The 7,621-nt window shown below is 36.6% G+C and carries 4 protein-coding genes and 1 pseudogene; all 5 read left to right on the top strand.

Annotated features, from left to right (window positions below; all coding sequences use genetic code 11):
- On the top strand, positions 1-560 hold a 560-nt coding region (locus AC1DG9_RS19760; protein ID WP_477635094.1), incomplete at its 5' end, for a Pycsar system effector family protein.
- Between the two features lie 7 nt (positions 561-567).
- A complete protein-coding gene (gene ppk1, locus AC1DG9_RS19765) occupies positions 568-2,535 on the top strand; it encodes a polyphosphate kinase 1 (protein ID WP_288882798.1) in 1,968 nt (655 codons plus the stop codon).
- A gap of 13 nt (positions 2,536-2,548) precedes the next feature.
- Positions 2,549-3,418 (top strand): SdiA-regulated domain-containing protein, encoded by an 870-nt coding sequence (locus AC1DG9_RS19770; protein WP_288882797.1) that lies wholly within the window; start codon positions 2,549-2,551, stop codon positions 3,416-3,418.
- A gap of 148 nt (positions 3,419-3,566) precedes the next feature.
- Positions 3,567-5,936: a GAF domain-containing protein gene (locus AC1DG9_RS19775; protein ID WP_477635095.1), complete on the top strand. Its 2,370-nt coding sequence runs from the start codon at positions 3,567-3,569 to the stop codon at positions 5,934-5,936.
- Position 5,937: 1 nt separating this feature from the next.
- Positions 5,938-7,621, top strand: a pseudogene (locus tag AC1DG9_RS19780) (BamA/TamA family outer membrane protein); the annotation flags it as partial.

Raw genomic sequence — 7,621 nt, forward strand, 5'->3', positions numbered from 1 at the left:
CAAAAGGAGATAAAAAGAATAAAAGTGATAAGCCCGGGCGTGGCATTGAAACTATGTTCAGAATCACCTCCACAAACCATCAGCGTTTAAGCGATATGGCCGATAATAAGGCTCATATAATGATATCTACCAATTCAATTATCCTCTCGGTTATTTTAAGTGTACTCTTGCGTAAACTCGAAGATAACCCTCATCTGATTATTCCAACACTACTTCTGCTAATCATTTGCGTGGTTACTATGGTGTTTTCTATACTTGCCACCAGACCCTCAATTCCGACGGGTGTATTTACACCAGACGACATTAAGGAAAAACGTGTGAACCTACTGTTCTTCGGTAATTTCTACCGGATGAGTTTGCCGGACTATGAAAGCGGGATGATTAAAATGATGGATGATCGTGATTTCTTATACGGTAGTCTGATAAAAGACGTATACGCCCAGGGTGTAGTTTTAGGTCGTAAATACAGGTTGTTAAGAATTGCCTACAATGTTTTTATGTTTGGTATTGTTGCAGCCGTATTAGCCTTTATTATTGCGTCTGCTCTGGTAACAATGTAATAACTTTATGGGAGAAGCGGTGTTTTATAACAGAGATCTAAGCTGGCTTGGGTTTAATGAAAGGGTGCTTCTGGAAGCAGCAAAGGATACCGTTCCAATTTTAGAAAGGATTAAATTTCTCTCTATTTATTCATCTAATCTGGATGAATTTTATCGGGTAAGGATGCCGGTGTTGATGGCTGTTGATGAGTACCGGCACAATATCGATGGTCAGGGAAACTATGAGCTTGCCAAAACAGAAATTAACAGGCAGCAAAGAAAATTTGGAGCAATCGTTGCAGACCAAATACTTCCGCAACTGACCAATAACGATATACATTGGATTTATAACAAACCCATCCCTCCACAAATAGCAGATCAGATCGTAAACCTGTTCTTTAACGAAGTACTGGCTTACATTTATTCAATTTGTATTGATAAAGACCTTACCGATTTTTTTGCCGAAAACAATAAACTCTATCAGTTAGTTATTCTGAAAGATGCACTTGGTGCTGAAAGATTGGAACTGATCAATGTTCCATCAGAGAGTTTACAACGCTTGTATGCATTAGAGAATGATGGGCATAAATACGTTGTTTTTTTGGAAGACATCATTAAGCATAACTTATCATACCTCTTTCCAAATGATACTATAGAGGGTGTATTCAATCTTAAAATTACCCGTGATGCAGAACTAAAGATTGGTAATGCCACAGAGGAAAATATTACAACTGTCTTGGAACGTCAGCTGGAAACCCGTGATTTCGGTTTTGCAACGCGTTTTCTAATTGAACCAGGAATTCCTTTAAGGAGTTTGTATCGCTTGATATATGCATTAAAGCTAGGCAATGCCTCGGTTGTTGAAGGAGGAGGGTACCACAATTTAAAAGACCTGAATAGTTTTCCATTGAATGGAGCAGAGTTCAGCTATCCAAAATGGCCTTCAATATCTTCTGTACTTATTCCGGAGACTGATACATTGTTTAATCTGATTTTAAAGGGAGATACACTTGTAAATGTCCCTTATCAGAGTTACAACCCAATACTCAGGTTTTTTAATGAGGCCGCAAATGATGTATTTGTCGAAGAAATCTATACTACACTTTACCGGGTTGCAAATAATTCCAGAATTGTAAGCGCCTTGATGACAGCGGCAAAAAATGGCAAAAAAGTAGTAGCGCTGGTCGAGCTAAAAGCCAGATTTGATGAGGCCAATAACATCAAATGGGCCAAACAAATGAAAGCTGCGGGAGTAAAGATTGTTTATAGTAGTATTGATTTAAAAGTACATGCCAAAGTTGCTCTTGTAAAGCGGGTTATAAGTGGAAAAGAAGAGTTTGTAGGTTTGCTGGCTACCGGAAATTTAAATGAATCAACCGCAAGGTTTTATACAGATCAAATTCTGCTTACTTCCCATCAGCCGATGCTTAAAGAGCTCGAATCCCTATTCGGTTTTTTGCGTAAGAATAAAAAGGCGCCAGGACCAGAAGATCTGATAGATTTTAAGCATTTGCTGGTAGCCCAATTTAATTTACAGCAAAAATTCCTTGATCTTATACAAAGAGAAATAGAAAATGCAAAAGCGGGATTAATCAATGGTATTACTATAAAATTAAATAATCTGGAAGAGAAGATCCTGATCTCTAAACTTTATGAAGCATCGCAAGCAGGAGTGAAAGTACAACTTATTGTAAGAGGAATCTGTTGTTTAATACCAGGACAAGCCGGATTAAGTGAAAATATTACCGTAACCCGGATTGTAGACCGCTACCTTGAACACGGACGTATTTTTATTTTTGAAAATAATGGTAATAAAGAAATATTTATGGGATCTGCAGATTGGATGAACCGTAATATTTATAGCCGAATTGAAGTATGTTTCCCATTATATGATGCTAAGTTGAAGGAAATTATAATGAAAATAGTTAACTTACAGTTACATGATAACGCTCAGGAATCTATTTATAAATTTCTAAAAGATACTGATACAATATAAATCCCGATTATTTATGAAACGAATCTACTCTAAGTGTTTATGTATTGTTATTTTGTTAGCTCTTTTTGGAACCTACGCATGTAAAAGCCCACTAGGGAAATATACAAGCCCAAAGGGTTATGACTTAACTAAACCTGATAAGTTCAATATGCCATCGAGTTTGCTTGAAATATCAGGTATTGCCTTTCACGACAGTAATAGCGATACGATCTATAGCATTCAGGATGAAGAAGGTAAATTGTTCAGGCAAAAATGGGATGTGAAAGAACAAAAGAATATGAAATTTGGCTCCAGAGGAGATTATGAAGATGTCAGTATATTTCATGATAGGGTTTTTGTACTCAAAAGTAGTGGAGCCCTTTATTCTTTTCCTTTTTCTGAGGCAATCAAAGAAAAATCTGACCTTGTAAAGGAATCTAAGCACCTGGTGCCAAAAGCTGAATACGAAAGCTTGTATGCCGATGCTGCTACCAGCAAGTTATATATCTTATGTAAAAACTGCCCAGAGGATAAAAAAGCCAAAAAAGCAACAGGGTATATATTAGATTATCAACCAGCTCAGGATACATTAATTGCCTCAGGTAGTTTTAAGATTGATTTAAAACAACTTAAGGCTGTTTATCCTAAATTTAAAAACGACTTGCGGGCTTCAGCAATGGCCAAAAACCCTAAAACAAATGAATGGTATATTATTTCATCGGTAAGTAAACTATTGGTTATTACTGATGATAAATGGAAAGTAAAAGCCGCCCATCATTTAAGCTCATCGATATTTAACCAGCCTGAAGGAATTGCATTTGATAAAGATCTAAATCTGTATATCTCTAACGAAGGAGATGAGTTAACAGACGGCAACATTATAAAATTCAAGTATACTCCTTAGAGGCAAACAGAATCGGATTAAATAATTACCTAGGTTTTACCTATTATGCAAATACAGGTGCTACCTTTGACAAGTTATTTTTATTTATATTAAAGAATTTATTTCAGCGCTTTAATGTTGTTATTAAGGTTCTGTAACGAATAGATCAATGCAATCAATAACATTAAATCTAAATCAAACAATAAAGGAACCCGGAAAACATCCGATAGGTGCGGATATTAAATTGTCCCTAAATCCGTTTATTGAATATATTCAAAAAAGARCGAACAAGGAAAAAACAGCCAAGATTAACTTTTACAGATATATCCTTGAGCAATTTAATCATTATCCGGAGCTCAGAAGTCCGATACCCCCAGAGAACGCTAAAAATTATGCTACGCTTTTTGAATTAATTTATACCTCATTATCGCCTATTATTAATGATGAAAGTCAACAATTCTGGGCAATAGGTACACCTATTTCTCCATGTTTTCATTATGGTACTGATGCATTTTATAGTGTATTCATGGAACCGTCAATGTGTAGTTTAAAGTCAGACCTGAGTTTACCATCCAAAAAGGAAATGGATAAAAATCTTCTGGCCACCTTTTATAATCTTATTCTTGAGAAATTTTACAACTTCTCTTTAAGCAATAACAAGTTCACCATTAAATCAATTATAGATCCTAAAACTCATTTATTGAAGTACTACCGCTTAAATGTGGATACCAGGTTTTTGGATATCAGGGCAAAAACAAAACTGCCTGAATATAACTTAAAAGATGTTAAAGATTATATTAAAGATGAACGGAACTCACTAAAGATATTAACAAAACTAATACCACCTGATATCTTTAGTATTGAGGGGATATCAATTGTAACCTTAACTGATGTTACGGATGAGTATGCCCTGGAAACAGTCAAAAACCTCGTTATTGAACATAATGAGTCTCAGAATGGACAACATAGCAGGGATATAGCTACTGCGCTGAAAACCCTTGTAGGATCTGATGAAGTAAACTTTGGGATGCTACCTTATCTTAAATTAAACAAAAAACTGCTGATCAATGATCAATCAGGTTTTCAAAGTAAGGTAGTTCAGTTGGCAAAAGAAAAGGGTATGGATGATACTGAATATTCTAGCCTTATAGAAGACTATCTTGACCATCCGCGAACATTAATTTTTCCGGATATAGCAGACGAAGAACCGGAAGTTTACCCTATGCTTAGTCTGCTAGATGAGGTAGGTATTAAGTCGTATGCCTTGTTTCCGTTGTTTTATAATGGAAAACTTGTTGGAGCTCTTGAGTTATATACAAAAGATTCTACCAAATTTAATGGAAACACTCTTACAAAAATAGAGGCAGCGTTTCCTTTATTGGCTCAGCTCTTCCATAACATAATTATAGATTTTAATAACGAAATTCAGGATGTAATAACAGATAAGTTCACTGCTTTGCAGCCTTCTGTTCAGTGGCGTTTCCACGAAGCAGCCCTTAATTACATACAATCGGGTGCCAGAGACAGAAATCTGCCTATTGAACCTATTTTCTTTAGAAATGTATATCCGTTTTATGGAGCTGTAGACATTAGAAACTCAAGCATTCAACGTAATGCAGCAATTAGGAGGGATCTGTATGTACATTTCGAGATTCTTGAAGAAACACTTAATGCTGTGAGGAATACTGTTTCGGCTTGTAAGGAAAGCGATATACCCCTTGAAGCAGCAATTTGGAAATATAAAGATCTTGATGAGCTTTCAGATCGGGAAATCTTAAAAACGGAAGACTATTTGCAGAGACAAATACCAACCTCACTAAATCATCTGCGAGATACACATCCTGAAATAAAAAGCATAATAGATAGATATTTCATGCTTACAAGTGTTAACGGAAAAGTATTTGAAAACAGAGAACGCTACGAAAAAAGCATGCAAATGATAAATGTTGCGGTAACACGCCATCTTGATGAATTTAATACAGAAATTCAGAATATTTATCCAAGCTATTTTGAGAAGTTTAGAACGGATGGTGTTGAATTTGATATTTATCTTGGACAATCTATTGCGCCTAGAATTCCGATGTCTGAAGATTTACTTGGTACATTCCGATTGAAACAGTTGAGGGTATTAGCTGAAATTGCTCAAACAACCAGTAATTTAGGTCCATATTTTTCTTTACCTCTTGAAACAACACAGCTTATTTTCGTTTACGATAAGCCTATTGATGTGAGCTTTAGGATTGATGAACAAAGATTTGATGTGGAGGGTAGTTACAATATTCGTTATCAGATGGTAAAAAAACGGATTGATAAAGCCCATATCAAAGACACATCAGAGCGGTTAACACAGCCTGGTAAAATATCAATTGTGTATTTTAACAGTTCAGAAGCCAGAGAATATCTGGGCTATATAAAAAAGCTGCAGAACGTGGGTTTACTGAACAATGATCTTGAATATTTAGAAATAGAAGAATTACAAGGTGTAGAGGGATTAAAGGCGCTGAGGATAGGAGTAACCTTAAAAAGAATAATTAACTAATATGCGCCCTCTAAAGAAGCTCTTAAGTGCTGTTTTTATTACCTTGTCTATCCCTGCTTTAGGGCAGGCACAGAAACAGGCAGATTCCATTACAGTTGCTATAGCACCCGAGTATAATAGCGTGAGCGGTTTTCACCGGTTTTGGCTGGGCGAAAGTTATCGCAAAATATGGGCAACGCCAGTAAAAGTTCGCATTATAGATCTTCAGAAAGAAAAAGGAGGACTAAAGATCGTTAAACTTGGGGGGGGGATGCAAACCCGCTCTTTACGGTTAGTAGATCCGACGGGCAGAGAGTACGCTTTAAGAACAATACAGAAGTATCCGGAACAGGGCTTGCCTGAAAGTTTAAGGCCAACTATCGCAAAAGACGTTGCTCAGGACCAGGTTTCAACTAATCACCCTTTTGCGGCGTTAATTGTTCCTCCTTTGGCAGAAGCGCTTGAGCTTGCCCATTCTAAACCAGAGATCGTATACGTAGCAGATGATCCGGGACTTGGAGAGTATAGAGAAAAATTTGCAAACGCCGCTTATTTATTGGAACCAAGGTCGCCTTTTGAAGAAGAAACCGACAACACAGCTAAAGTACAGCGTAAAATACAGGAAGACAATGATCATACATCAGACCAGAAGCTAACACTTAGGGCCAGATTACTGGATTTTGTTTTGGGAGACTGGGACAGGCATGAAGATAACTGGCGCTGGCTGGCTCAGAAAGAAAAGGGTGAAACCACCTATATTCCTGTTCCCAGAGATAGGGATAAGGTGTTTTATAAAACTTCAGGTGTATTTCCATGGGTTCTTAACCATCAATGGCTCAAATCTCATTTGCAGCCTTATAGTGACAATATCAGAGATGTAAATCATTGGAACTTTAATGAGCGGTACTTTGACAGGTATTTTTTAAACGAGCTTAGCGAACAGGACTGGAAGGATGCTGTTAAGTTTGTTCAGGGAAAACTAACTACTGAACTTATTAATACGTCTTTCAGGCAAATGCCAGATACAATATTTAAGCTTAGTGGTAGTCAGTTAATTGGTCACTTTATATCAAGAAGAGATAAACTGGATACGCTTGCTTTACAGTACTATAAGTTTTTATCCATAAATGTTGACGTACCTACCTCTGATAAAAAAGAGTTTTTTGATGTTAATTACACCGATAACGGAAATGTTGAAGTTACGGTATATAATATCAATAAGGAGGGCAAGAATGGAAGATTGGTATATAAAAGAACATTTGACCMTAATATAACCAAAGAGGTTAGGTTGTTTGGAATGGCAGGTGAAGATGTATTTTCCGTAAGGGGAAAAGAAAACACTAAGATAAAAGTTAGGATGATTGGAGGGAGCGATGCAGATAAGTTCCAGGTTGCACAAGATGTTTCAAATAAGCCCTTCATTTATGATCGTTCTGACGAATCAAATGAATTACCGGATAAAACAAAGACAAAGATGCGCCTTGCAAATGATACCCTGGTAAACAGGTTTGATAAGAATGCGTTCTTATACGATAGGTCCGGGCCGCTTTTTAATTTTAATTATAACATTGATCAGGGTGTACAGATTGGTTTGGGTTACATCATAGAAAAACAAGGCTTTAGAAAGGAGCCATATGCTTCAAAACATGAGTTTTGGGCCAATTACTCTACTGGTAGGAAATCGTTTATTCTAGACTATCTTGGTG

Source organism: Pedobacter sp. 05L430, assembly GCF_056397585.1.